At 59.6% G+C, this 21,228-nt stretch carries 21 protein-coding genes; 2 read left to right on the forward strand and 19 right to left on the reverse strand.

From position 1 onward, the window contains the following. Window positions 1–14 precede the first annotated feature (14 nt). The 4 genes from EYC79_RS06450 to murA all read right to left on the reverse strand — a co-directional run bounded on the left by EYC79_RS06450 (window position 15) and on the right by murA (window position 4,769). On the reverse strand, window positions 15–1,529 hold the full coding sequence (locus EYC79_RS06450; protein ID WP_130977495.1) for an ABC transporter substrate-binding protein: 1,515 nt from the start codon (window positions 1,527–1,529) through the stop codon (window positions 15–17). Between the two features lie 69 nt (window positions 1,530–1,598). After that, complete coding sequence (gene murQ, locus EYC79_RS06455) at window positions 1,599–2,522, reverse strand: N-acetylmuramic acid 6-phosphate etherase (RefSeq protein ID WP_130977496.1); 924 nt, start codon at window positions 2,520–2,522, stop codon at window positions 1,599–1,601. Between the two features lie 109 nt (window positions 2,523–2,631). Next, the gene (locus EYC79_RS06460) at window positions 2,632–3,516 is read right to left on the reverse strand and encodes a glucosamine kinase nucleotide-binding domain-containing protein (protein ID WP_130977497.1); all 885 of its coding nucleotides are present in this window, start codon (window positions 3,514–3,516) and stop codon (window positions 2,632–2,634) included. Next, window positions 3,513–4,769, reverse strand: coding sequence for a UDP-N-acetylglucosamine 1-carboxyvinyltransferase (gene murA / locus EYC79_RS06465; protein ID WP_130977498.1), 1,257 nt, complete (start codon window positions 4,767–4,769; stop codon window positions 3,513–3,515). The genes EYC79_RS06460 and murA overlap by 4 nt, the downstream gene beginning before the upstream one ends. A 119-nt stretch (window positions 4,770–4,888) precedes the next feature. Between murA and EYC79_RS06470 the strand changes: the two genes are divergently transcribed. Next, the gene (locus EYC79_RS06470) at window positions 4,889–5,737 is read left to right on the forward strand and encodes a MurR/RpiR family transcriptional regulator (RefSeq protein ID WP_062597573.1); all 849 of its coding nucleotides are present in this window, start codon (window positions 4,889–4,891) and stop codon (window positions 5,735–5,737) included. A 6-nt stretch (window positions 5,738–5,743) separates the two neighbouring features. On the opposite strand, the gene EYC79_RS06475 is transcribed toward EYC79_RS06470, so the two are convergent. The 13 genes from EYC79_RS06475 to EYC79_RS06535 form a co-directional block, all read right to left on the reverse strand. Next, window positions 5,744–6,592 (reverse strand): carbohydrate ABC transporter permease, encoded by an 849-nt coding sequence (locus EYC79_RS06475; protein ID WP_130977499.1) that lies wholly within the window; start codon window positions 6,590–6,592, stop codon window positions 5,744–5,746. After that, window positions 6,589–7,509, reverse strand: coding sequence for a carbohydrate ABC transporter permease (locus EYC79_RS06480; RefSeq protein ID WP_130977500.1), 921 nt, complete (start codon window positions 7,507–7,509; stop codon window positions 6,589–6,591). The genes EYC79_RS06475 and EYC79_RS06480 overlap by 4 nt, the downstream gene beginning before the upstream one ends. 155 nt (window positions 7,510–7,664) lie before the next feature. Further along, a complete protein-coding gene (locus EYC79_RS06485; protein ID WP_130977501.1) occupies window positions 7,665–8,903 on the reverse strand; it encodes an extracellular solute-binding protein in 1,239 nt (412 codons plus the stop codon). A 41-nt stretch (window positions 8,904–8,944) separates the two neighbouring features. Continuing rightward, the gene (locus tag EYC79_RS06490) at window positions 8,945–10,015 is read right to left on the reverse strand and encodes an ABC transporter ATP-binding protein (RefSeq protein ID WP_130977502.1); all 1,071 of its coding nucleotides are present in this window, start codon (window positions 10,013–10,015) and stop codon (window positions 8,945–8,947) included. Window positions 10,016–10,034: 19 nt separating this feature from the next. Then, window positions 10,035–10,673, reverse strand: coding sequence for an HAD-IA family hydrolase (locus EYC79_RS06495; RefSeq protein WP_130977503.1), 639 nt, complete (start codon window positions 10,671–10,673; stop codon window positions 10,035–10,037). 214 nt (window positions 10,674–10,887) lie between these two features. Beyond that, window positions 10,888–11,670: an SDR family NAD(P)-dependent oxidoreductase gene (locus EYC79_RS06500; RefSeq protein ID WP_130977504.1), complete on the reverse strand. Its 783-nt coding sequence runs from the start codon at window positions 11,668–11,670 to the stop codon at window positions 10,888–10,890. Window positions 11,671–11,673: 3 nt separating this feature from the next. After that, window positions 11,674–12,522 (reverse strand): fumarylacetoacetate hydrolase family protein, encoded by an 849-nt coding sequence (locus tag EYC79_RS06505; protein ID WP_130977505.1) that lies wholly within the window; start codon window positions 12,520–12,522, stop codon window positions 11,674–11,676. Further along, window positions 12,522–12,947 carry a cupin domain-containing protein gene (locus tag EYC79_RS06510; RefSeq protein WP_130977506.1) on the reverse strand — a complete coding sequence of 142 codons (426 nt, stop codon included), beginning with the start codon at window positions 12,945–12,947 and terminating at the stop codon, window positions 12,522–12,524. The genes EYC79_RS06505 and EYC79_RS06510 overlap by 1 nt, the downstream gene beginning before the upstream one ends. A 28-nt stretch (window positions 12,948–12,975) precedes the next feature. Next, a complete protein-coding gene (locus EYC79_RS06515) occupies window positions 12,976–13,371 on the reverse strand; it encodes a RidA family protein (RefSeq protein ID WP_062427683.1) in 396 nt (131 codons plus the stop codon). Further along, window positions 13,364–13,783, reverse strand: a complete 420-nt coding sequence (locus EYC79_RS06520) for an acyl-CoA thioesterase (protein ID WP_130977507.1) — start codon at window positions 13,781–13,783, stop codon at window positions 13,364–13,366. The genes EYC79_RS06515 and EYC79_RS06520 overlap by 8 nt, the downstream gene beginning before the upstream one ends. A gap of 18 nt (window positions 13,784–13,801) precedes the next feature. Further along, entirely contained in the window at window positions 13,802–14,590 is a 789-nt protein-coding gene (locus tag EYC79_RS06525; protein WP_130977508.1) for an SDR family NAD(P)-dependent oxidoreductase, read from the reverse strand. A 7-nt stretch (window positions 14,591–14,597) separates the two neighbouring features. Next, on the reverse strand, window positions 14,598–16,910 hold the full coding sequence (locus EYC79_RS06530) for a bifunctional salicylyl-CoA 5-hydroxylase/oxidoreductase (RefSeq protein WP_130977509.1): 2,313 nt from the start codon (window positions 16,908–16,910) through the stop codon (window positions 14,598–14,600). A gap of 263 nt (window positions 16,911–17,173) precedes the next feature. After that, window positions 17,174–18,277, reverse strand: coding sequence for an LLM class flavin-dependent oxidoreductase (locus EYC79_RS06535; protein WP_130977510.1), 1,104 nt, complete (start codon window positions 18,275–18,277; stop codon window positions 17,174–17,176). 222 nt (window positions 18,278–18,499) lie between these two features. On the opposite strand from EYC79_RS06535, the gene EYC79_RS06540 reads away from it, so the two are divergent. Continuing rightward, the gene (locus EYC79_RS06540) at window positions 18,500–19,075 is read left to right on the forward strand and encodes a winged helix DNA-binding protein (RefSeq protein WP_130977511.1); all 576 of its coding nucleotides are present in this window, start codon (window positions 18,500–18,502) and stop codon (window positions 19,073–19,075) included. A 39-nt stretch (window positions 19,076–19,114) separates the two neighbouring features. Here the strand turns inward: EYC79_RS06540 and EYC79_RS06545 are convergent, their stop codons facing one another. Together EYC79_RS06545 and EYC79_RS06550 are read right to left on the reverse strand one after the other, a co-directional pair. Beyond that, window positions 19,115–20,347 carry a styrene monooxygenase/indole monooxygenase family protein gene (locus tag EYC79_RS06545; RefSeq protein WP_130977512.1) on the reverse strand — a complete coding sequence of 411 codons (1,233 nt, stop codon included), beginning with the start codon at window positions 20,345–20,347 and terminating at the stop codon, window positions 19,115–19,117. A gap of 63 nt (window positions 20,348–20,410) precedes the next feature. Beyond that, window positions 20,411–21,196, reverse strand: coding sequence for an SDR family oxidoreductase (locus EYC79_RS06550; RefSeq protein ID WP_130977513.1), 786 nt, complete (start codon window positions 21,194–21,196; stop codon window positions 20,411–20,413). Window positions 21,197–21,228 lie beyond the last annotated feature (32 nt).

The following is a 21,228-nucleotide window of genomic DNA, read 5'->3' on the forward strand; positions in this document are numbered from 1 at the left end:
GCCTCATGCACGCATTACTTAACGGTGACCTTGGAAAGGCCGAAGAGAGAGCCATCCGGGGTTGCCACGAAGTTTTCGACATTCTGCTGCTGCGCAGTGTAGGAATAGCCGGTGTAGAGCCAGATCCATGGCGAGACTTCGGCGAGATGCTTGTCGAAAGCGGCGAAGATTTCCTTGCGCTTGGCGACATCGGTTTCGACACGACCCTTCTGCATCAGGTCGTCCAGCGTGTCGTCGATATAGTGGGCGACCTTTTGCAGGTTGCCGGCTTTCGTCCAGTAGCGGTTATACATGGTGTAAGGATCAGCCCGGCCACCATTCAGCGCAATGGCCATGTCGAAATCGCCCTTCAGCCAAGTGTCGACATAGACATTGAGTTCCATCATCTTGATATCGAGATTGATGCCGATTTCCTTCAACTGCGACTGGATGACCTGAGCTTCGGCAGCCGCGGTCGGCGGTTCGCCGGTTGCGGCAATCACGGTTGCGGAGAAGCCATCCTTCAGCCCGGCATCGGCCATCAGCTTCTTGGCTTTCTCCAGATCCCTCTTGTAGCAGAAGAGGCTGTTCGGATCCGAGCGATAGAGCGGCATCGTCAGCGGTCCGGTGACTTCGCCTTCGCCGAGCAGAGCCGTATCGAGAACATCCTGACGGTCTATAGCGCAGGAGATTGCCTGCCGCACCGCAAGCTCCGTCATCGGCTTGCGCGACGCGTTCAGTTGCAGCGCGTGATAGGAGAGAACCGGCTTGCGGTTCAGCGTCAGTCCGGCAACCTTCGGCACAAGCGTTGCGACCAGGGGGTCGTTCAACAGGGCGAAATCGACCTTTTTCGCGCGTAGTGCTGCAAGAATGGCGTTCTCATCCGGCAACACGCTGATGTCGATGCCATCTACACCCACCTTGCCGCCAGCCCACTCGGCATTGGCTTTGAGCACTTCCTTCTGGTTCGGCTCCCAGCTTTCCAGCTTGAACGGGCCGCTGCCAACGGCAGCCGTGCCGATCTTGCCGGAGGTGATTTCGGACGCAGGAACGATCGCCGCATTGATGCTGCCCATAGCGGTCAAAAGCGGAACATCGGGCTGCGACAGGTTGAAGACCACCGTCGCGGCGTCTGGCGTATCGATGCTGGCAATCGAAAGATAGTTCGCGCGTGCCGCAGCACCCGTTGCCTGGTCGAGAATGCGCTCGAAGGAAGCCTTCACGTCGGCGGAGGTGACGGCAGCACCATTGTGAAAATTGGCAGTTGGGTCCAGCTTGAAGGTCAGCGTCTTGGCGTCGGGCGAGAAGGTCCATTCTTTCGCAAGCGCTGGCACGACCTTGAGATCGCCATCCAGACGAACCAGAGGTTCATAGATCAGTTCAAGCAGGCGGATGGAGGAAAAGGCCGTCTGCTTGTGCGGGTCAAGGCCCGTGGCATCCTGCGCCCATGCCATCTTCAAGGTGGCTGCGAAACCGGGTGCGGCGGTAGCCGTCAGCAGGCTTCCGGCGATTGCCGCACAAGCCAGCCATTTTCGAGCGATCATCGTCATGCTTATTCTCCCTCTGGTTGGCTGATCCCGTCTCTTTTTCGAACGCCGGGTATGCAGCACGTCTCGCGTTCAATCGGTTTTTTCAGTCAGTGCCTTGCGTAAAAAGCCGTCATGACGAACCAGTGCCGCCTCGGCTTCTTCCCGGTTCAGCCCGCTCAGGATCATCAGGATGGCGAGCTTCACATTGTTGCCGCTCACCGTCAGTTGATCTTCTGCAATTTCCGCCGAGCACCCGGTTGCTTCCATGATGATGCGGATGGCGCGGGCGCGAAGCTTCTGATTGCTGATGGTCAGATCGACCATCAGGTTCTCATAGGTCTTGCCGATACGGATCATGCTGGCGGTTGTCAGCATGTTCAAGACGAGCTTCTGGGCCGTGCCGGATTTCAGCCGTGTCGAGCCTGTGACCACTTCAGGACCGACGACCGGCGAGATGGCGATATCGGCGATGTCGGCCAGCGTTGAATGCGGGTTGCAGGTCAAAGACACGGTCTTCGCGCCAATGGATTGCGCATAGGTCAGCGCGCCGACAACATAAGGGGTGCGTCCGCTCACCGCGATGCCGACCACCACATCGTTGGCGGAGAGATTGATCTCCGCAAGATTGCGCTTGCCTTCCTCCACATCATCTTCGGCGCCTTCCACCGCATGTAGAATGGCGCGTGGACCACCGGCAATCAGACCGACAACCATGCCTTCCGGCACGGAAAAGGTGGGAGGGCATTCGGAGGCATCGAGGACGCCAAGACGCGCGCTGGTGCCCGCGCCGATGTAAATCAAGCGTCCACCGCTGCGGAAGGCGCGAACGATCTCCTCCACGGCCTCTGCAATCTGCGGAATGACTTTGGCGACCGCCTCTGGCACAAGTGCATCGTCCCGGTTCATGACCCGCAGAATTTCTTCTGTTGGCAGCAGGTCGATCGACATGGAATTTGGATTGCGAGCCTCAGAAACCAGCTGCTCAAGTTCCGCCATCAGGTGCAGGTGCGACATGGATCCTCACTCGATTTTTTAACAGACTACGATCGTATATTCCGCGTGTCAATTAATATTGGAATATATTATTCCGTTTGTAGCGGCTCACTATCCGTTTGGATTCCGTTCAGGACGACAGGCGTTTTGCCAGGATGATCGCACCAGCAACGGCGTCGCCATCCGCGGGTTTCAAGCGCTTCCGCACGTCGGGCGCAAGCCAGGGCTCAAGCGGTCCGGAGAGGCCACCGAGCAGTGTAACGGCCGGTGCGCCATACTCGATCAGGCGTCGTACCAGTCCATCGATATGGCCAGCACCAGATTGAACGATCTGGCGGGCGGCAGGGTCTCCCTGATCGGCATGACGCAGGACCAGTGGAGCGAGCGTCGCGTAATCCGTGGCGGTTGCCTTGTCCATCCAGCCGACGATGTTGGCGGGCAGGTTATCGAAGCGGTTGAGAACCTCGGACAGCAAAGCCGTCTTATCCCGGCGTCCGTCAAAGGCGAGAAGGGCGGATTGGATCGCCTTCAATCCCATATCCGCACCGCTGCCTTCATCGGAGATCGGAAAGCCGTAGCCTCCGGCGCGTTTTTCCTCGCCACCGACCAGTGCCAGCCCGATCGAGCCGGTGCCGGCAATCACGATGCCGCCATCGTGACCGGAATGCGCGCCGAGACAGGCGGCCGCACCGTCGGAGGTGAAGCAGATATTGCCGAACGGATGGGGCAGGGCTTCCAAATGTTCGCGCGAGCCCGCACGCGTTAGCCCGGCAATGCCGATGCCTGCCACGACATTCGGGGCGTTGGAAGGATCAAGGCCGGCCTCTTCGGCAGCACCCGTCCAGGCCCGCAGCACCGATGCCCAGGCATTGGGTACCCCGAGGCGCGTCGTGGCCGGGCCGGACAGTCCTTGCCCGATCACGTGGCCATCTTCATCGACGATCCTCGCCCGGCAGCCCGTGCCGCCGCCATCGACACCGAGATACAGTGTCTGGTCGCTAAGCGGCGTCGTCATAGCGACACACGGCGAATGTTGGCGCCACATTGTGCCAGCTTGCGGTCCAATTGCTCGTAACCGCGATCAAGGTGATAGACACGCTTGATGATGGTCTCACCTTGCGCTGCAAGCGCTGCCAGCACGAGGCACACGGACGCACGCAGATCGGTCGCCATGACAGGTGCACCCTTGAGGGACGGCTGCCCCCGGACTGTGGCGACGGAGCCGTTGAGCGCAATATTGGTACCGAGCCGTGAGAGTTCCGGCACATGCATGAAGCGGTTCTCGAAGATGGTTTCGCGGATGACGCTGGCACCCTCGGCAATCGACGCCATCGCCATGAATTGTGCCTGCAAATCCGTCGGGAAGCCCGGGTAGGGTTCGGTGGTGAAATCGGCAGGCTTGATCCGCCCATGACCTTCGACGACGACGCCACGATCTCCGGGCCAGACGGTGGCGCCCATGCTTTCCAGCACCTGCAGAACCGATGAGAGATGTTCCATCCGGGCGTTGACGAGTTCGATGCGCCCGCCGGTGATCATCGCCGCTGCCGCATAGGTGCCGGCCTCGACGCGGTCCGCAATCGCGTGGTGGCTTGCGGCACGCCAGGTCGTGCTGCCCTTGACCAGAAGCCGATGCGTGCCAGCGCCTTCAATCTCCGCGCCCATGGAAACAAGGCAGGCGACGAGATCGACCACTTCCGGTTCGCGCGCGGCATTGAGGATTTCCGTTTCGCCGGTTGCACAGCACGCCGCCATCAATGCGGTCTCACTGGCACCAACGGACGGGCCGGGCAGAACGACGCGCGCACCTTTCAATCCGTCCGAGGCGTTGGCGACGATATAGCCTCCTTCCACGGCAATCGTCGCGCCAAGGGCGGACAGTACCTTGAGATGCATATCGACGGGGCGCGCGCCAATGGCGCAGCCGCCGGGCAGCGATACCCGCGCCGAGCCGAAGCGGGCAAGGAGCGGCGCCAGCACCAGAATCGAGGCGCGCATCTTGCGCACGGTCTCGTAGTCGACTTCGCCCGGCGTTACATTCTGCGCGTTGATGACGGTGCCGCCAGCGTTCCGCTGAACCTCCGCGCCGTAGAGCGAGATGATTCGCAGCATGTTGTCGACATCCGATACCTTGGGCAGGTTCGTCAGCTCGAGCGGATGCGGAGACAGGAGGGCGGCAGCAATTTGCGGCAGGGCCGCGTTCTTGGCGCCGGCGATCGGAACCGCGCCATCAAGCCTCGTTCCGCCGGTGATATGCAGCTCATCCATAAAAGACCTTCCGGGTCAAAACTGATGCTGAAATCTGGATAGCCAATCATAAGATAAGCGCTATAATATTCCAGAGAATTTTTGATTTACGAATATCTTATTCCGATCGGGGGAACGCCATGTCCGTCTTGAAGGTGATCCAGGCGAAGTTGGAATTCATGACGGATGCCGAGCGCCAGATCGGCCAGTTCATCGTCGATGATCCCGATCGCATGGTGCAGCTTTCGTCTGCCGAACTTGCTGCAGCAACCGGCCGCAGCCAATCCAGCGTCGTGAAATTCTCGCAGAAGATCGGCTATGACGGCTATCAGCAGCTGAAACTTGCCGTGACCAAGGCCAAGGCGCAGGAATGGCGTGTTCCGTCCGGCATGATCCACGGGACGATCGATGCGGGCGATAACTTCGTCACCATCCAGCAGAAGCTGGTTGCGAGTAAGGTCTCCGCCATGCAACAGACGATGGAGGTGAATGCCGAAGACGCGGTCACCGCGGCGGTCTCCGCACTGGCGTCGGCAAGGCGCATCCATCTCGCCGGCATCGGCGCTTCTTCGCTCGTTGCCCGCGACTTTTCCTACAAGCTCTTGAAGCTCGGATTGGTGGCGCTGATGGATCGCGATCCGCATGTGCAGATGGCCAATGCCGCCTCGCTCAACAATCGCGATGTGCTCTTCGCCATCTCTCACTCCGGCAGTACCAACGAGACGATCCGACTGGCGGAACTGGCGAAAAAAGGCGGCGCCACGGTCGTCACCCTGACGGGTCTTCATGGCAATCGTCTGAGCCAGATCGCCGATATCACGCTTCATACCGTGGCGGATGAAGAGCGTGTGCGCTCTTCCGCCATCACCTCGCGCGATGCGCAACTTGCCATCTGCGATCTGGTCTTCCTGCTGTTGATCGCCAAGATTCCCGGCGCGAATGACGCCATTCACGCCAGCGAGGCCGCGGTCTCCGTTCTCAAGTCGTGACCATGTCTACTTGATCGCGCCTGCCGTCATGCCGTTGATGAACTGCCGCGACAGCGCGATGTAGAGGATGATGATCGGCAATGCCGACAGCGTCAGCCCGGAAAACAGCACGCCCCAATCGGTACCGAACTCACCCATGAAGGCGGTCAGTCCCTGAGGTAGGGTCTTCAGATTGTTATTCTGAATGAAGATCAGCGGGAAAAAGAAGTCGTTCCAGATCGGCACGACATTCTGGATCGCTGCGATCACCATGGCCGGGCGCACCAGTGGCAGCATGATGGACCACATGATGCGCGCTTCATTGGCGCCATCCATACGGGCGGCATCCTCCAGCTCGTTCGGCAGGCTGCGGATGAAGCCGGTGAGGATGAAGACGGTCGTCGGCAGGCCGGTGGCGACATAGATGAAGATCAGCGACAGCCGCGAGTCGATCAGCCCGAAATCCCGCATCTGGATGAAGAGCGGAATGATGGCGAGTTTCAGCGGCAAGGTCAGCCCCGCCAGAAAGAAAAGAAGAATGAAGCCGGAGCCTCGGAACTCGTAACGGGCGATGGCATAGGCCGCCATCGTGCCGAGGATAAGGATGAGCGCAATCGAGCTTGCCGTGACGATGAGCGAATTGCTCATATAGAGCAGGAAGTCCGTCTCGTTCCACACGCGAAGAAGGCTTTTGACATTGGTGAAATCGGGAATGGAGAAGGGGGACTGAAAGATCTGCGCGTTGGTCTTGAAGGCGGAAAAGAACATGATGACGATCGGCGTCAGCATGACGATGCTGTTGCCGATCAGCAGGATCTTGATCAGGCCATCCCAGCCATAGGTGCGGAAGCTGCCGCGGTCGATCCCTTTCCTCATAGCTGGATCTCCCGTCTGCGCAGTCTGACTGTAATGACGCTGGAGACCACGGCGATGAACAGGAAGATCAGCACCGCAAGCGCGCTACCGGGCCCGAAGTTCTCCGCCGAGGCGGACATGCTGCCGAAGGCGGTGCGGTAGAAATAAAGCCCGAGCACATCCGTTGCCTCATGCGGATTGCCGTCCACACCGGCCATGATAAAGGGAAGTTCAAACCAGTTGAAGGCACCGACGAAGAGCAGGGTGAAGACGACGGTCGCCGAAGGGGCAACCAGCGGCCAGACGATCTTGCTCATCTTCACCCATTCGTTTTCGGTCTCCATGCGCACGGCATCGAGGATTTCCGAGGGTATGCGCTGCATCCCGGCGAGGAAGACCAGCGTGGGAAAGCCGACCATGTGCCAGGCATTGGCAACGACGATGGCCGTCAATGCCGTGGAATCCTGGCCGAGCCAGGGCTGGGCGAGACTGCCGAGCCCGACGGCCCTGAGACTCGCATTCACCGCGCCGAAGAGGGGATGGTAGAAGAGCTTCCACAACAGGCCGACAATGACGGTGGAGAGCACGACGGGAAGAAAGACGGCGATGCGGTGGAAGCGCGCACCCCAGAGTTCGCGCCACAGGCAGTAGGCCAGGATGAAGCCGACGCCGTTTTGAAGCACCATCAGGGCGAAGAAGACAAAGATATTGTGCTTGAAGGCGTTGATCGTGCGTTCGGAGAAGGGGTACTCGAAGAGCACGCGGTGGAAATTGTCGAACCAGACGAAGTCGCCGCGGACCAGGCCTCGCCATTCGTAGAAGGCATAGGCGAAGGCCGACAGGATCGGGTAGACGAGAAACAGGCACATGAAGGCGATCGGCGGGACCACAAGGGCCGCAATCCAAAGTCTTCTGCCTGTCAACTTGCTGGACATCATCAAACTATCCCAACGGCCATCGATCGGTGGAGTAGGCCGCTCCGATGAGGAGCGGCCGGCGAGAGCATCGGCGGTAAAGGCGGTTCACCGGCGTGCTCTCGATCCGTGCAAAACGTCACAGGCCAAACGGTTCTCAGTCTGGCTGTGACGCCCGGTCACTTCTTGAACGGTGCGTACCACGCGGCGAGACCATCGGTCATCGATTTGCCGACCTCGGCAGGCGTCGCCTGTCCGTTCAGCATCTTCGAAACGCCCGCCTGGATGAGGTTCGAGCCCGTCGGTTCGCCGTAGCGGAAGTTTACGAGCGTCATATAGGGGATCGAATCCTTGTTGAGCGCGGCGACTTCGGCCAGCAGAGGATTATCGAAGGTGACGCCTGGAACGGCAGAAACGTTGTTCAGCCCGTTGGCGAATGCCTGTCCGAAGTCCTTGCTGGAAACGTAGTTGAGGAACTTCAGCACCGCTCGCGGGTCTTTCGGCTTGGCATTGCCGCCGAAGCCGGAATCATAGAAGAGGCCAACCAGCTTCTCATCTTCCGCCTTCAGGCCGGGGGCGGCGAAGACACCCATCTTCAGATCCGGATTCTGTTTGGCGAAGTTGGCAAGCTCGAAGGAGCCACCGGCAAACATGCCGGCCATGCCGGACGTAAACAATTGCTGCGCGGACGCGTAGTCCAGGCCAACAAAGCCATCGGGAAAGTACTGCGAGATTTCCTTGAGCTTGGTCAGAGCTTCGACATAGCGCTTGTCGTTGAAATCGGTCTTGCCCGCCATCAGGTCGGCGTAGAAGGCCTTGCCCATGATCGACGACGTCAGGGCGGAGACGATGGTCTCATTCTGCCAGCCGGTTGCCGTGCCATTGGCAAAGGGCATCACGCCCGCCGCCTTCAGCTTCTCGCAAGCCGCAATGAACTCGTCCCAGCTTTTCGGCTCGGTGATGCCGTTCTTCTCGAAAATCTCGGTGTTGTAGATGACGAGCATGGTCTGGCTCGCGGCCGGAACGGCATAGAGCGTCTTGTCCGAGCGCATCGTTGCGGAGGCAAGAGCCGGTTCCGAGAAGCCCTTCAGTGCCGGGATCTTGGTATCGTCCAGCGGCATGAGATAGCCAGCACCCGCCAGGCTTTCAATGCCGCCATAGGTGCGGGTCATCATCAGATCCGGACCCTTGCCGCCCGCAAGCGCGGTGGAAAGGACGGTGTTGTAGCTCGTTGCTTCGAAGGCCTCGAACTTGACCGTAACATCCGGGTTGGCCTTGTTGAAATCGGCGAAGAATCTTTCATATTCGGCCTTATCTTCTTGGCGCCAGGTCCAGAAGGTCAGGTCTGCTGCGAAGGTTGCGCTGGCCGACAGGATGGTGCTGCAGGCAATCGCCGCTCCCAATAAAAATCGTTTCATCTGTTCCTCTCCTTCTTTTTTGGTTTACGGGACTTATTCGATCACACCGCAAGTCGTTGCGCTGTTTCACGGCTGAAGTAATGGACTTTCTCAGGCTCGACGCTGATCGTAACCGGGGTGTCAGGCGCATATTGCGTATCCGGCCCGCAACGTACCGAGACAGGTGCGCCATCCCCCATCCGCACATAAACGTAGGCGCTATCGCCGAGATATTCGGTGTATACGACCTTCGCAGCAAAGCCGTCCTGGCGCGTGCCCGATGAAATCGACATGCCGTCCGGCCTCACACCCATCAACAGCTCTCGCTCTCGCGACGATGGCAGACGGGGCAATGAGATCTGGCCGATACCGGGTGCGGTGAGCCGGTTGCCCTCCCGCTCGACGGTCAGCATCGCCATGCGTGGCGAGCCGATGAAGTTGGCAACAAAGACGTTGGCCGGCGTCTCGTAAAGCTCACGCGGGGAACCGAACTGCTCGATCCGGCCGCCATTCATCACCACGATGCGATCGGCAAGCGTCATGGCCTCGACCTGGTCGTGGGTCACATAGATGGTCGTGCCGCCGATCTCCCGGTGGAGACGGGCGATCTCGAGCCGCACTTCTGAACGCAATGCCGCATCGAGGTTGGAGAGCGGTTCGTCCAGCAGGAGAAGCTGCGGTTTGCGCACCAGCGCACGGCCGATGGCAACGCGCTGTCGCTGTCCGCCTGACAACTCGCGCGGCTTGCGCTCCAGCAGGGCTTCCAGCCGCAACATGCGGGTGGCTTCGCCGATACGCGCTTCGACTTCCGCTTTGCCGAGGCCCATCAGCCGCGCACCGAAGGCCATATTCTCATAGACATTCATATGCGGGTAAAGAGCGTAGGACTGGAACACCATGGCGATCCCGCGTCGTGATGGCGCGATCTCGTTCATGCGCTTGTCATTCAGGCGGAATTCGCCATCGGTGATCGGATCGAGACCGGCGATCAGGCGAAGAAGGGTCGATTTTCCGCAACCGGACGGCCCGACAAAGACGATCAGTTCGCGGTCTTTCACATCCAGATCGATGCCATGGAGAACCTCGACGGACTTGAAACGCTTCTTGATGCCGCGCAGGGACAGTTGAGCCAAGGTCAGATCTCCATTTCGCTCAGGACGTGCCGCTTGGCGGCGTATCGGCGATCGCTTCGTCTATCGCCGCGATCGTCGTCGCCGCATCCAGATGGTGAATGCTGTGCCAGCCGAGCCTGCGCGATGTCTCGATGTTTTCCAGCGTGTCGTCGATAAAGACGATCTGCTCGGGCAAAACATGTTCGCGGTGCTGAACCGCCAGGTAAATCTCCTCGCCCGGCTTCTCCATGCCCATCTCATGGGAGAGGTAGCAGGCATCGAAAAGATCGGCTCCGAGCATGGTTTCAATGATGTGGCGCCAATGAATGGCCTGCGTGTTCGACAGACAGACAACGCGATGGCTGGATTTCAGGGTGCGGGCGTAATCCACCATGCCGGTGAAAACGCCTTCGAGAAGCGCAGTTTCCGCTTGCGCTACCTGTTCAGCGGTCAGCCCGTAAATCTCGGACGCGCGAGCCAGATAGTCATCCTCGCCGATCTGTCCCAGGCGAAACTGCATGTTGAGGCGAAGCAGGCCCGCGTTCGCTTGAGCGGTCGGCGACCAGAGCCCACCCGCTTCAAGCGCAGCTCGGCGCCTCTCGACATTCAGTTCGATGAAGACTCCGCCGACATCGAAGACGATAAGCTTGTCGTCGCTGTGTCTATCCGGCTTGACCACCACATATTCTCCGCAGGAACAACCCTATAATGCGAAGGAAAACGCGCTACGCCCTTCTACGGGCTCCACATTGGCAAAAGCGGCGGGAATTATCAATTCCTAATTTCGTTAAAAATCAGAATAAAATATTTTTGTTGATCGCCAGAAACGGCATCGCCGGCAGTGGGCAGTACCCATGCCGGCGTTGCAGGTGATCAGTCCCTCGGATTGAGAACTATTGGTCGAATATCCCGGTCTGGGACGCCACCTTGCGATAGGCCGCACCCGCCGTGAAGCCGCCGTCAATGACAAAGTCTTCGCCGGTAATGAAGCTTGAGGCGTCAGACGCCAGGAAGAGCACCAGTTCGGCGATCTCTTCCGGCTTGCCGCTGCGCTTCATCGGCGTCATGTCGATCATCGGTTTCAGGTGAGGGCTGTTGGCGTTCAGACCCGTAACGACGAGGCCAGGGCAGACCGCATTGACGCGGATGGCTTTGGGCGTCAGTTCCATGGCAGCACTGCGGGTGAGCCCGCGCAGGCCCCATTTGCTCGCCGTATAGGCGGGATCATAATGGCCGGAAAAGCCACTATTGGATGAGATGTTGACGATCGATCCGCCGCCGGATTTCGCCATCAATTCCGTCACCGCCTGAATGCCGAGGAAGGCGCCTGTGAGGTTGACCTTCAGCACGCGCTCCCACGCTTCCAGGCTGGTGGTTTCGACGATGGTGCGGTTGATGATGCCGGCATTGTTGACGAGAATGTCGATGCGGCCTTTCCACTCGGTTGCAAGCGCAACAACGCCTGCCCAACTGGTTGGGTCTGTCACGTCGAGATAGATGAAGCGGGCCTCGCGGCCTTCCCTCTGTAGGGCTTCAGCCAGCGCACGACCTTCGTCCGCCAGCACATCGGCAATGATGACGGCCGCACCCTTGGAGGCGAAGAGGCGGGCTTCAGCCTCGCCCTGTCCGCGAGCGCCACCGGTGATGATGGCAAGACGTCCTGAAAGATCGGTCATGGCTCAGTCCCTCGCTTCTACGGTTTGCTGCCGCTGCTCACCCAGACCCTCGATCCCGAGCGTCATGACTTGGCCGGGCTTCAGGAAGACAGGTTCCGGCTTGATACCCATGCCCACACCCGGCGGCGTGCCGGTGGCGATCACGTCGCCGGGCTCAAGCGTCATGAACTGGCTGATATAGCTGACGAGATGCGCGACGCCGAAGATCATCGTATTCGTGTTGCCGGTCTGCCGGCGCACGCCGTCCACATCCAGCCACAGCGCGAGGTTTTGAGGGTCGGCTACCTCGTCGCGAGTGACCAGCCAAGGGCCTGTCGGGCCAAACGTGTCGTGGCTCTTGCCCTTGGTCCACTGGCCGCCGCGCTCGGATTGGAAGGCGCGCTCGGACACATCGTTGACCACGCAGTAGCCGGCGACGTGGTTCAGCGCGTCCGCCTCGCTGACATATTTCGCCCGCGTGCCGATGACGACGCCAAGCTCGACCTCCCAATCGGCCTTCTTCGATCCGCGCGGGATTTCGACATCGTCATTCGGGCCGACGACGGCTGAGGTCGCCTTCATGAACAGGATCGGTTCCTCCGGCGGTGTCTTGCCGGTTTCCTTTGCATGGTCTGCATAGTTGAGGCCAACGCAGATGAACTTGCCCGGACGGGGCACGCATGCGCCGATGCGGTCGACCGACACTTGTGGCAGCGTCGCGAGCTCGATGGCCGCAAGCCGCGCAAGTCCGGCGTCGGAGAGCACCTCGCCGGTAAAGTCGGCGATGACGCCGGAAAGGTCACGCACAGTTCCGTCCTGGGCGACGATGGCGGGCTTTTCAGCGCCTGCCGGGCCGTATCGCAAAAGTTTCATCAGGCTCTCCTGAAACCCTCGAGAACGGAATCGTCCACATCCGGCAGGTTGACGACGATGTTGTCCGGCGTGCGGGTGGTCAGCCACACCAGCTCTTCCGTCGTCGACATGTTGACTTCGATATGCGGCCAGTTCGGCGGCACGAAGATGAAGTCGCCTTCCTCCATGTCGAGATACTCTTTCCAGTTCTCGCCGAAATAGATGCGCGCCTTGCCTTTCAGCACATAGCCGCCAGTCTCCGCTTCGCCATGATGGTGCGGATAGGAGCGATAGCCCGGCTCGTTGGAGACCTTGCCGAACCAGATCCTGGTGGCTGGCGTGTGCTGTGGGCTGACACCCGAAATGCGGACGCAGCCGCCGGATTGGCCGGTTCCGGTGTCTTCCTGGCCCTTGCGGGTAATGAAGGGTCTGATGGTGCTGGTCATGGACTCTCTCCTCCTCTGCAGATTTCAATCAATCGGGAACGACGGCCAGCGCCTGGATTTCGATCTTGGCGCGGTCTTCCATCAAGGACACCACCTGGACTGCCGCCATGGGTGGGAAGTGACGACCGATGATCTCGCGGTAGATCGCGCCGATTTCCTTCATGCGTGATTTGTAGGAAACGCGATCGGTGAAGTACCAGGTCATCTGGATCAGGTGCTCAGGCTTTGCATCCGCAGCCTTCAGCACACTGACGATATTGAGAAGCGTCTGGCGCACCTGTTCGACGAAGTCGTCCGAGTGGAACTGGCAATGCTCGTCCCAACCGATCTGACCGCCGACCTGTACGATGCGACCGCGCGCGCTGATCCCGTTCGAGTAACCGATCGGCTTTGCCCAGCCGTCCGGCTGGATGATTTCATGCATCATGTCTTGGCTCCAGATAACGTGTGAGACCTGCGCGCACGTCGTCAGGCCAGGGATGGGATTTGTGGTCTTCGAGCGAGGTCATCACGATCCTCTGCTTGACCGACCAGATGATGTCGCCACGGACGGTGACGATGGTTTCGAGATCGAGCGAGGCCCGGCCGATCGAGCGGACATGCACGGCAAAATCGAGCGTGTCGCCATAGACGGCGGGCCTCTTGAACTCGAGGTTCATGGTCACCGTCGGCAGTCCAAGCTTGCGCTCGAACATCAGTTCCTTCCAGGTGACGCCGAAGGAAGCGAACATCGCCTCGTTCACGTCGACGAGCATGGAGAGATAGGCCGGATGATAGGCAATTCCCGTGAGGTCGCAGTCGCCAAAGCGCATGGGTTTGGAATGGGTAAAAGGCATTTTTATTTTGAACTCCGTTTAGCCTGCCATGACCTCACCGCCGGCAATCGCGATTGCCTGACCGGTGACAGAACCCGCTGAAGGCGAAGCAAGCCACAACGTGGTGTCCGCGACTTCCTGCGGCTGGATCAACCTGCCTTGCGGGTTGGACCTGGTGAATTCCGCCAGCGCTTCCTCGCGGCTGCGCCCGGTCTTCTGCATGATGGTGTCGAGCGACTGCTGGATGATCGGCGTATCGGTAAAGCCGGGGCAGACGGCGTTGACCGTTACGCCCTTCTTCGCCAGTTCCAGCGCCAGAGCCCGTGTCAGGCCGATCACACCGTGCTTGGCCGCACAGTAGGCGGAAACATAGGCATAACCCGTCAGCCCCGCCGTCGAGGCGATGTTGATGATACGCGCTCCCTCGCCATGGGCCTTAAGGTCAGGCAGAACGGCTTGCGTCACATTGAACACGCCTGTCAGATCAACCGAAAGAACATGGCTCCACATATCGGCGGATGTCTTCTCGAAGGGTGCGCTTGGCGCTTCACCGGCATTGTTGACCAGAATGGAGACGGTGCCGAAGGTGCTTTGGGCCTTCTCCAGACCAGCGGCAATCGCCTCCGGCTTCGTCACGTCGAAACCGTCGAGGACCAAGGCCCGGCTTCCGATCTCGGCAGCGACCGTTTCCAGCGGCTCGCGGCGGCGACCGGCGAGCGTCACATTGGCCCCGGCCATCGCCAGCGTGCGGGCGATGGCAGCACCGATGCCGCTTCCGGCACCGGTGACGAGCGCGTGTCGTCCTTCAAGGGGAAGAGCATCTAGCATGGCGCTCTCACTTGCCCGCGCTGGCGCGTTCGAGGTTCGCCTCATACTGGAACTTGCTGGACATATATTGTTTTGGCCAGGGCACGTTCTTCAGCCCGATCTTTGCCGCCTCGTGCAGAGCCCAGGCGGGATCGGCCAGATGAGGACGCGCCACGGCGCAGAGGTCCGCTCGGCCTGCGGAGATGATGGAGTTGGCATGATCGGCCTCGGAAATGGCGCCGACGGCAATGGTTGGAATACCGATCTCGTTGCGGATCTTGTCGGAGAAGGGCGTCTGGAACAGGCGTCCATAGACCGGCTTTTCCTCTTTCCAGACTTGGCCCGATGAGCAGTCGATCAGGTCTGCGCCTGCGTCCTTGAACATCCTGGCGAAGATCGCGGCATCTTCCGGCGTATTGCCGCCTTCCGTCCAATCATGGCAGGAAAGTCGAACCGAGATCGGCTTGTCTTCCGGCCAGGCTTCACGCACGGCGGCGAAAACTTCCAGCGGGTAGCGAGCACGGTTTTCGTATGATCCGCCATATTCGTCCTCGCGCCGGTTGGTCAGCGGCGAGAGGAACGAGGAGATCAGGTAGCCGTGGGCTGCGTGGAATTCCAGCCAGTCGGCGCCGGCTTCCGCTGCGCGACGGGTGGCGGCCACGAAATCGGCCTTCACCCGGTCCATATCGGCGCGGTCCATCGCCTTGGGAACGACGCTGTGTTTCAGGTAAGGGATCGCCGAGGCGGAGAGAAGCGGCCATCCGCCTTCCTCCAGAGGCTGATCGATGCCGTCCCATGCCCGTTTGGTTGCGCCCTTGCGTCCTGCATGACCAAGCTGGATGCCGACCTTGGCGGCGCTATTGGTGTGAACGAAATCGACAAAGCGCTTCCAGCCCTTCGTCTGCTCGTCGTTCCACAGACCAAGGCACCCGGGCGTGATGCGGGCATCCGGAGAGACGCAGGTCATTTCAGCGAAGATCAGACCAGCACCGCCGAGCGCACGGGCGCCGAGATGGACCATATGGAAATCGTCGAGTAGACCATCCGTCGCCGAGTACATCGCCATGGGAGAGACAACGATGCGGTTTGGCAGCGTCGTGCCGCGCGACGTATAGGGTGTGAACATTGGAGGCAGGCAGCGCTCGTTCTCCTTGACGGCGAGGCCCGAGTGACGGGCGAACCAGTGCTCGTAACCCTCGAGCCATTCCTTGTCCCGCAGACGCACGTTCTCGTGGCTGATGCGCTGCGAGCGGGTCAGCATGGAATACATGAACTGTTCCGGCGGGAGCGTATCGGCATAGCGATCGCCAACGACTTCGAACCATTCCATGGCGTTTCGGGCGGCGTTCTGGATGCGGGCCACGTCGACGCGGCGGATGTCCTCATAGGTCTTCAGCACATCGGCGATGCTATCCTTGCCGTGGCCAGCCTTGTTGAACTGGTTGGCAAGCTCGATTGCATCATCGATCGCAAGCTTCGTGCCAGAGCCGATGGCGAAATGCGCGGTGTGAGCGGCGTCGCCCATCAGTACCACATGGGAGTTGCCGTTGAAGTGGCTCCACTTGCCGCAGATCAGCCGGTTGAAGTTTAGCCAGGCGGAACCGACCATGTGGCGCGCATTGGTCATCAACTCGGCGCCTTCAAGCGTCTCAGCAAAGAGGTTCTGACAGAAATCGATCGATTCCTGCTGGGTCATCTGGCCGAGGCCATGGTCCTCGTAAGCCTTCTCGGTGGTTTCGACGATGAAGGTCGAGGTATTCTCATCGAATTTGTAGATATGCGCCTGGAACCAGCCGTGATCGGTCTTGCGGAAGTCGAAGGTGAAAGCGTCGAAGAGCTTGTTGGTGCCGAGCCAGATGTAGCGGTTCGGGCGCTTGACGAGGTCCGGTTGGAACACTTCCGGATAGCGGTTGCGGACCTTGGAGTTGAAGCCGTCGGAGGCGATGATCAGATCCGCATCGGGGAAATCCTGGTCGCCGCCGGCGTCGGTTTCGAAGACCAGTTCAACGCCGAGCGCCTCACAGCGGCTCTGGAGAATGTTGAGAAGCTTCTTGCGACCAATGCCGACAAAGCCGTGGCCGGTGGTGCGCTGGCGCGTACCTTTGAAGAGCACCTCGATATCGTCCCAGTGGTTGAAAGCCTGCTGGATTTCGTCAGCGCTTTCCTTGTCCCATGTCTGCATGGACGCCATGGTCTGGTCGGAGAAGACGACGCCCCAACCGAATGTGTCATAGGGGCGGTTGCGCTCGATGACGCGGATATGATGCTCGGGATGCAGTTTCTTCATCAGCAGGCTGAAATAGAGCCCTGCCGGGCCTCCACCGATACAAACGATACGCATGTAACCCTCCGTGGCTTTGGGTGCGCCGTCATGTGCGCTTATTTGAAGATTAAACTAATTTTCGATATCGGGACTGTCAAGTATGCAGATGCATATATCGAATTTTATTTTAGACTTAAAATAAATGGTCGCAGGGGTGGTGCCTGCGACCTTTGGAAATCGGGGTTCGTGTTGCCAAAGTTTTCGCCAAAGGCGCGCTAAACCTTTGTTTTCATTACAAGAGGCTTCAAGCCTTGATAGCTTCAGCTTGCAAGAGCGGCATGCTACCTTGCGACAGGCACACGAATGCCCGCCTGCTCCAAAAGCGGCAGAACGGCATCCCGGAAGTATGGGAACTCCTCGGCGTAATCGACGAAGGAGAGCGTCGTCCCGGCAAAGCCAGCCTTGTGCAGCGAGACCAGTCCCTCTGCCACCTGCTGCGGGGTTCCGACCAGCGGGAAACCACCATGGCCGGCGGCCATACGATCTCTGATGAGTGCCAGAAGATCGTGTGGGAAGGAATGGGCGTGGGCAAATTGCAGCTTCACCAGATTATCCACCGCGCCCCAGTCGGCATTGTCCTTGCCGAAATGCTGCAGATAGTCGGTCGCCTCCTTTTCGGTCGGACGGCAGACGACATGTGAGAAGGTCAAGACGCCGGTATTATGGCCGGCTTCCGCACCCTTTGCCTTCAACTCCGCAATCTCCGCGGCGGAGCGGCTGAGATCGATTGCCGGGGTAAAGAGGAAATCGGCATTGCGCAGGGCAAAGTCTCGGCCCTGTCCGGAGCCTGCGGCATTCAGGATGGGCACCTTGCGGGAAGGGCGGGGATCGCCAAGAATGTTCTTCAGGTGGAAATACGTACCGTCGTAATCGAACGCCTTCTCCCTCTGCCAGAGCGCCTTGACGACATCGAACCACTCTTCGGCATAGGCGTAGCGGCTCTCGTGATCGGCGGGGAGATTGAGCCCCAGTGCCTCATATTCCGGCTGGTTCCAGCCAGCCACGATGTTCAACCCGACGCGACCGTTGCTGATCTGATCGATGGTGGCGATCTGCTTTGCCACCACGGCTGGATGATTGGCGGCGGTATGAATGGTGGCGAAGACATTGATGTTGCGGGTGCTGGCCAGCAATCCTGCAGCCCATGTCATTGTTTCCAGCACGTTGCCGTGGAAATTCGTCTCGCCGCCATAACCGATCCAGCGGGCGATTGGCAGCATGAAGTCAATCCCTGCATCATCCAGCAGGCGGGCGAGCTTGAGATTGTTGTTCCAACTGTTGTCCCAGCGCTCCGGCACTTTGGTCACGGACATCCCGCCCGAGCAATTGGATGCGAATGTGCCAAGCAAAAACTGCCCGGCGGCGAACATTGAGTTCTCCGTCATGGTTGGTTCCCCATTTTTATAATAGAATTTACAATAGAAAGTCTATTTTAAACTTGAAGCTTGTCAATGGGCAATCGAGCCCTCACAAAGGCACTAAAGTGCTGTGCGTCCTAGTGGACGCAAAAAGGACGCTTTACCTTTTTGAATCAACGCATCGTGCTTTCCGAAAATCGAGGCCAATTTTCGGGCCGATGCAGTAGCAAGAGCAGGGCGACGAGATCGATGAGCAAGCAGAAGGGCGGCGACGAAAAGCAGGATCAGGACCCGGCACTGGACCGGCGTTGGCATCTGGCCCGCACGCCCGTCGAAGTCGATCTGGCGGAGGCCGAATTCGCGTTGATGCGCGCCTTCGAGGCGTTTGGCCGATGGCAGGCCGAGTGCCTAGGCTCAGTGGTCGATCTTGCGGTGAGTGGTCCGGAAAACGCCATGCTGCATATCATCCGCATGAACGAGCGGCCGAAATCGATCAAGGATCTGGCGCGACTGGCCAATCGCGAAGACATCCCGAACATGCAATATAGCCTGCGCAAGCTGATCGCAGCCGGTCTGGTTCAAAAGAGCGGCAGCGGACGGTCGGGCGTCGTCTACAGCGTGACCGAGAAGGGCAAGCTGGTGACCGATCGCTATGCGGATGTGCGCGCCTCGCTACTGGCGAAGGCGGTTCAATCCGTGCCGGAGCTACGCCATCGTCTTGAAGACGCAACCACCACGCTCGATTTGATGACCGGAATCTACGAGCATGCGGCGTTGAGTGCCGCGACCCATCGTCGCCTGCCGAAAGAACCGATGGAAGACTGAGGCCGCGCGGATGCGCGGCCTGTCAACTCGTGAAAAGACTTAAGCGGCAAGCTTTGTCAGATAGGCATCGGCTTCTTCCGGGACGGCGAACCATGGGAAGAAGTCGCGCGGATCGTTGAAGCCGTTGGCGATGCGCTTTGCCAGTGCGGGATAGGCCTGGGCCGAGCCCATGATGTTCAGCACATGCGGGGGTGGTGGCGCGAGCAGCGCATTCGTCCAGCCGACCACATATTGCGCATAGCTCCAATAGGCCTCGAAGGTTGCCTGCTTGAAGGCGTCGTCAAACGGCCTGTCGCCATGGGCGAGGATGGCATCCATATAATATTTCGCCGCTTTCGATGCGTTGTTCGACCCTTGCCCGGTGATCGGGTCGTTGAGGCAGACGGCGTCGGCCAGGCCAAGGACCGTTGCACCCGAGGGCAGCTTACCGATCGGCTTGCGCACCGTCGGAGCAAAGGCTCCAGCCAGGCGGCCATTGTCATCCGTCAGCGACACATTGGTACAGCGCTCCGCCTCCCAAGGCAGGAAGGTGTCGAGAATCCATTTCGATTTTTCGAGATGCGCGTCCGGAGAGTTCACATCTCTCCAGCAGTCCATCGGGCCGCCAGGAATGCCTTCGAACACCATGATGTCGCAGGCGCCCGTGGTGGTGAGCGCCGGGAAGGTGAAGTACTCACCGACACCCGGAATGAGATTGAAATTGACCGCCGAATGACCGGCGCGCGGCGCCATGCCCTTCACATAGGTCAGCGCCAGCGCGCGCTGCGGCTTGTCATAGGGCGAGCGTTGCGGATCGCGCTCGAACATCTTGGCGATATCGCCCTTGCCAGCGGCGACAATCACCAGATCGCTTTCCCGCGCATAGGTTTCGAGGTCTTCGATCCCGGCATCATGGATGGTCAACTGCCCACCGCGATGTTCGAATTCCGTCAGCCAGCGCGGGATCTTGACGCGCTGATCGACGCTCTGGGCCTTGCTGTCGAGCTTTCCATTCCACTCGATAGCCTTGCCGCCATCGGGTGCCGGAACCACGAAGTTGATCGAATCGACGGTGGGGCAGCTGTCGCCCCAGAAGTTCAGACCGAGTTCGCGCTCATTCTGCAAGGCGTTATCGAACATGCACTGGCTGGACAGAACCCGACCGGCGGCGATCTCTTCTGCCGTTCTGTTTTGTACGATGTGAACCGCGTGCCCCGCATCCAGCAGGCCACAGGCGAGTTGCAGTCCGGACTGGCCGCCGCCAACAATGGTGAAACTGCGCTTCTTCGTCATTTCCATTCTCCCTGTTTTCTCAAGTTCCGCTGTGATGTTCCCGTTTATTGATCTCAGCACGGCTCAATCCATGAGGCGCGGGATAGCCGGCTCGTTGCGTTCCGGTCCCATGGCGGTGTAGCCGCCATCGACGCGAATATCGGTGCCGGTAATGAAGCTCGCATTGTCGGAGAGGAGAAAGGCCACGGCTTCCGCCACTTCTTCGGGGCTGCCGGTGCGTCCCAGCAGGTGAAAATCCTTGGCGACGCTGTCTGCCTTTTCGCGGGTGTTCTTGGTCAACTCGACCATCACATTGCTCCAGGTCCAGCCGGGAGACACGGCATTGACGCGAATGCCGTCAGGCGCCAGATCCATGGCCTGGTTGCGGGTCAATTGCAGGATCGCGGCCTTCGAAACGGGATATACCCACCGTCCGGTCTGTGCGACGCGCGACGAGATCGAGCCGAAATTGACGATGGCGCCCTTGTTCTTGGCGAGGTGCTTGTGGGCTGCCTGCATGAGAGCGATCGAGCCGACGACGTTGATGTCGAAGGCCTCCAGCCAGTCGGCCCGGCTCGTCTCAACGCCATTGTCGAGATAGGTACAGGCGACATTGACGAGAAAGTCGAGGCGGCCGGTGGCTTCCACGGTCTTCTCAACGAGCGCGCCGATGTCGGTATCGCTGGTAATGTCGGTGCGGATGAAGTGGACCTTCTCTCCCGCGCGCTCAGCCACTGCCTGACCGGCCTCATCATTGATATCGGCAATCACCACCGAAAGGCCGTAGCCGGCAAGCACCTTGGCAATACCCTCGCCAATCAGTGTCGCGCCGCCGGAAATGATCGCAGTTTTCCCTTGAAGTCCGCGCATCGTCGTCTCCTTGCAAATGTCAGCAGAAATTG

Source organism: Agrobacterium cavarae, assembly GCF_004310285.1.
Taxonomy (GTDB): Bacteria; Pseudomonadota; Alphaproteobacteria; order Rhizobiales; family Rhizobiaceae; genus Agrobacterium; species Agrobacterium cavarae.

Bases quoted from the DNA above. Each gene is read 5' to 3' on its own strand.
- EYC79_RS06540 (WP_130977511.1), top strand. From the start codon at position 18,500: ATGAGCAAGCAGAAGGGCGGCGACGAAAAGCAGGATCAGGACCCGGCA.
- EYC79_RS06485 (WP_130977501.1), bottom strand. From the start codon at position 8,903: ATGAAACGATTTTTATTGGGAGCGGCGATTGCCTGCAGCACCATCCTG.
- EYC79_RS06450 (WP_130977495.1), bottom strand. From the start codon at position 1,529: ATGACGATGATCGCTCGAAAATGGCTGGCTTGTGCGGCAATCGCCGGA.
- EYC79_RS06550 (WP_130977513.1), bottom strand. From the start codon at position 21,196: ATGCGCGGACTTCAAGGGAAAACTGCGATCATTTCCGGCGGCGCGACA.
- EYC79_RS06480 (WP_130977500.1), bottom strand. From the start codon at position 7,509: ATGATGTCCAGCAAGTTGACAGGCAGAAGACTTTGGATTGCGGCCCTT.
- EYC79_RS06500 (WP_130977504.1), bottom strand. From the start codon at position 11,670: ATGACCGATCTTTCAGGACGTCTTGCCATCATCACCGGTGGCGCTCGC.
- EYC79_RS06520 (WP_130977507.1), bottom strand. From the start codon at position 13,783: ATGCCTTTTACCCATTCCAAACCCATGCGCTTTGGCGACTGCGACCTC.
- EYC79_RS06535 (WP_130977510.1), bottom strand. From the start codon at position 18,277: ATGACGGAGAACTCAATGTTCGCCGCCGGGCAGTTTTTGCTTGGCACA.
- EYC79_RS06460 (WP_130977497.1), bottom strand. From the start codon at position 3,516: ATGACGACGCCGCTTAGCGACCAGACACTGTATCTCGGTGTCGATGGC.
- EYC79_RS06510 (WP_130977506.1), bottom strand. From the start codon at position 12,947: ATGACCAGCACCATCAGACCCTTCATTACCCGCAAGGGCCAGGAAGAC.
- murA (WP_130977498.1), bottom strand. From the start codon at position 4,769: ATGGATGAGCTGCATATCACCGGCGGAACGAGGCTTGATGGCGCGGTT.
- EYC79_RS06545 (WP_130977512.1), bottom strand. From the start codon at position 20,347: ATGACGAAGAAGCGCAGTTTCACCATTGTTGGCGGCGGCCAGTCCGGA.
- EYC79_RS06515 (WP_062427683.1), bottom strand. From the start codon at position 13,371: ATGCATGAAATCATCCAGCCGGACGGCTGGGCAAAGCCGATCGGTTAC.
- EYC79_RS06505 (WP_130977505.1), bottom strand. From the start codon at position 12,522: ATGAAACTTTTGCGATACGGCCCGGCAGGCGCTGAAAAGCCCGCCATC.
- EYC79_RS06530 (WP_130977509.1), bottom strand. From the start codon at position 16,910: ATGCGTATCGTTTGTATCGGTGGAGGCCCGGCAGGGCTCTATTTCAGC.
- murQ (WP_130977496.1), bottom strand. From the start codon at position 2,522: ATGTCGCACCTGCACCTGATGGCGGAACTTGAGCAGCTGGTTTCTGAG.
- EYC79_RS06525 (WP_130977508.1), bottom strand. From the start codon at position 14,590: ATGCTAGATGCTCTTCCCCTTGAAGGACGACACGCGCTCGTCACCGGT.
- EYC79_RS06475 (WP_130977499.1), bottom strand. From the start codon at position 6,592: ATGAGGAAAGGGATCGACCGCGGCAGCTTCCGCACCTATGGCTGGGAT.
- EYC79_RS06470 (WP_062597573.1), top strand. From the start codon at position 4,889: ATGTCCGTCTTGAAGGTGATCCAGGCGAAGTTGGAATTCATGACGGAT.